1 rRNA gene is annotated in these 3,021 nt (G+C 53.5%); it reads left to right on the forward strand.

Features of this window, described 5'->3' with window-relative positions:
- Positions 1-41 precede the first annotated feature (41 nt).
- A 23S ribosomal RNA gene (locus ABEW34_RS14645) occupies positions 42-2,974 on the forward strand.
- The last annotated feature ends 47 nt before the right edge of the window (positions 2,975-3,021 follow it).

A 3,021-nucleotide genomic window follows, 5' to 3' on the forward strand; every position in this document is an offset into this window, starting at 1 on the left:
AAACGGACAACGGCCAGCACATCGAGCATACAGCAGCGACTGGTTAAGCTAATAAGAGCGCACGGAGGATGCCTAGGCACTAGGAGCCGAAGAAGGACGTGGCGAACAACGATACTGCCTCGGGGAGCCGTAAGCAGGCTTTGATCCGGGGATTTCCGAATGGGGAAACCCAGCTGTCGTAATGGACAGTTACTTCTGACTGAATACATAGGTCAGAGTGAGGCATACCAGGGGAACTGAAACATCTAAGTACCCTGAGGAAGAGAAAACAAAAGTGATTCCGTCAGTAGCGGCGAGCGAACGCGGATTAGCCCAAACCAAGGAGCTTGCTCCTTGGGGTTGTAGGACGTCTCACATGGAGTTACAAAGGTGTGTGCTAGGCGAAGAGGTCTGGAAAGGCCCGCTATAAGAGGTAAAAGCCCTGTAGCCAAAAGCCCACACTCTCCGAGACGGATCCTGAGTACGGCGGGACACGAGAAACCCCGTCGGAATCCGGCAGGACCATCTGCCAAGGCTAAATACTCCCTAGTGACCGATAGTGAAGCAGTACCGTGAGGGAAAGGTGAAAAGCACCGCGGAAGCGGAGTGAAAAAGAACCTGAAACCGTGCGCTTACAAGAAGTCAGAGCCCTCTTTATGGGTGATGGCGTGCCTTTTGTAGAATGAACCGGCGAGTTACGTTCACGTGCAAGGTTAAGTCGGGAAGACGGAGCCGCAGCGAAAGCGAGTCTGAATAGGGCGAATAAGTACGTGGTCGTAGACCCGAAACCGTGTGATCTACCCCTGTCCAGGGTGAAGGTGCGGTAACACGCACTGGAGGCCCGAACCCACGCACGTTGAAAAGTGCGGGGATGAGGTGGGGGTAGCGGAGAAATTCCAATCGAACTCGGAGATAGCTGGTTCTCCCCGAAATAGCTTTAGGGCTAGCCTCGAGGTATGAACGTCGTGGAGGTAGAGCACTGATTGGGTGCGGGGCCCGCCAAGGGTTACCAAGTCTAGTCAAACTCCGAATGCCATAGACGTGCTTCTCGGGAGTCAGACAGTGAGTGCTAAGATCCATTGTCAAGAGGGAAACAGCCCAGATCATCAGCTAAGGTCCCCAAGTGTGTGTTAAGTGGGAAAGGATGTGGAGTTGCAAAGACAACCAGGATGTTGGCTTAGAAGCAGCCACCATTTAAAGAGTGCGTAATAGCTCACTGGTCGAGTGACTCTGCGCCGAAAATGTAACGGGGCTAAACACACCACCGAAGCTATGACATGTACCAATGGTACTTGGGTAGGGGAGCGTTGAATATAGGTTGAAGGTATACCGTAAGGAGTGCTGGACTGTATTCAAGTGAGAATGCCGGTATGAGTAACGAAAAGACAAGTGAGAATCTTGTCCGCCGAAAGCCTAAGGGTTCCTGAGGAAGGCTCGTCCACTCAGGGTAAGTCGGGACCTAACGCGAGGCCGAAAGGCGTAGTGGAAGGACAACAGGTTCAAATTCCTGTACCACCGTAAACCGTTATGAGCAATGGGATGACGCAGAAGGGCAGTGACGCGGACTGATGGAATAGTCCGTCCAAGCAGTGAGGCTGATGAGTAGGCAAATCCGCTCATCGTAAGGCTGGGCTGTGATGGGGAGCGAAAATTACAGTAGCGAAGGTCATGCACTCCGGCTGCCGAGAAAAGTCTCTAGCCAGGTGAAGGTGCCCGTACCGCAAACCGACACAGGTAGGCGAGCAGAGCATGCTAAGGCGCGCGGAAGAACTCTCGTTAAGGAACTCGGCAAAATGACCCCGTAACTTCGGGAGAAGGGGTACCTCGGTAGGGTGAATAGCCCGAGGGGGTCGCAGTGAAAAGGCCCAAGCGACTGTTTAGCAAAAACACAGGTCTGTGCGAAGCCGTAAGGCGAAGTATACGGGCTGACGCCTGCCCGGTGCTGGAAGGTTAAGGGGAGCGGTTAGGGGTAACCCGAAGCTGTGAACCGAAGCCCCAGTAAACGGCGGCCGTAACTATAACGGTCCTAAGGTAGCGAAATTCCTTGTCAGGTAAATTCTGACCCGCACGAATGGCGTAACGACTTGGGCGCTGTCTCAACGAGAGATCCGGTGAAATTTTAATACCTGTGAAGATGCAGGTTACCCGCGACAAGACGGAAAGACCCCATGGAGCTTTACTGTAACTTGATATTGAACTTTGGTACGATCTGTACAGGATAGGTGGGAGCCATTGAAGCATGAGCGCCAGCTTGTGTGGAGGCGACGTTGGGATACCACCCTGATCGTATCGGAGTTCTAACCTAGGACCATGAAACTGGTTCGGGGACCGTGTCAGGTGGACAGTTTGACTGGGGCGGTCGCCTCCTAAAATGTAACGGAGGCGCCCAAAGGTTCCCTCAGAATGGTTGGAAATCATTCGGAGAGTGCAAAGGCATAAGGGAGCTTGACTGCGAGACCTACAAGTCGAGCAGGGACGAAAGTCGGGCTTAGTGATCCGGTGGTACCGAATGGAAGGGCCATCGCTCAACGGATAAAAGCTACCCTGGGGATAACAGGCTTATCTCCCCCAAGAGTCCACATCGACGGGGAGGTTTGGCACCTCGATGTCGGCTCATCGCATCCTGGGGCTGAAGTAGGTCCCAAGGGTTGGGCTGTTCGCCCATTAAAGCGGTACGCGAGCTGGGTTCAGAACGTCGTGAGACAGTTCGGTCCCTATCTGTCGCGGGCGCAGGAAATTTGAGAGGAGCTGTCCTTAGTACGAGAGGACCGGGATGGACGTACCGCTGGTGTACCAGTTGTTCCGCCAGGAGCACCGCTGGGTAGCCAAGTACGGACGGGATAAGCGCTGAAAGCATCTAAGCGCGAAGCCCCCCTCAAGATGAGATTTCCCAATTTAGTAAGACCCCTTGAAGACGACGAGGTTGATAGGTTCGGGGTGGAAGCGCAGCAATGCGTGCAGCTGACGAATACTAATCGGTCGAGGGCTTATCCTAAACAACACGCTAAAGTTTCATGACTTGTCTTTCGCATCCAGTTTTCA

This window comes from Paenibacillus algorifonticola (genome assembly GCF_050481745.1).
Lineage (GTDB): Bacteria > Bacillota > Bacilli > Paenibacillales > Paenibacillaceae > Pristimantibacillus > Pristimantibacillus algorifonticola_A.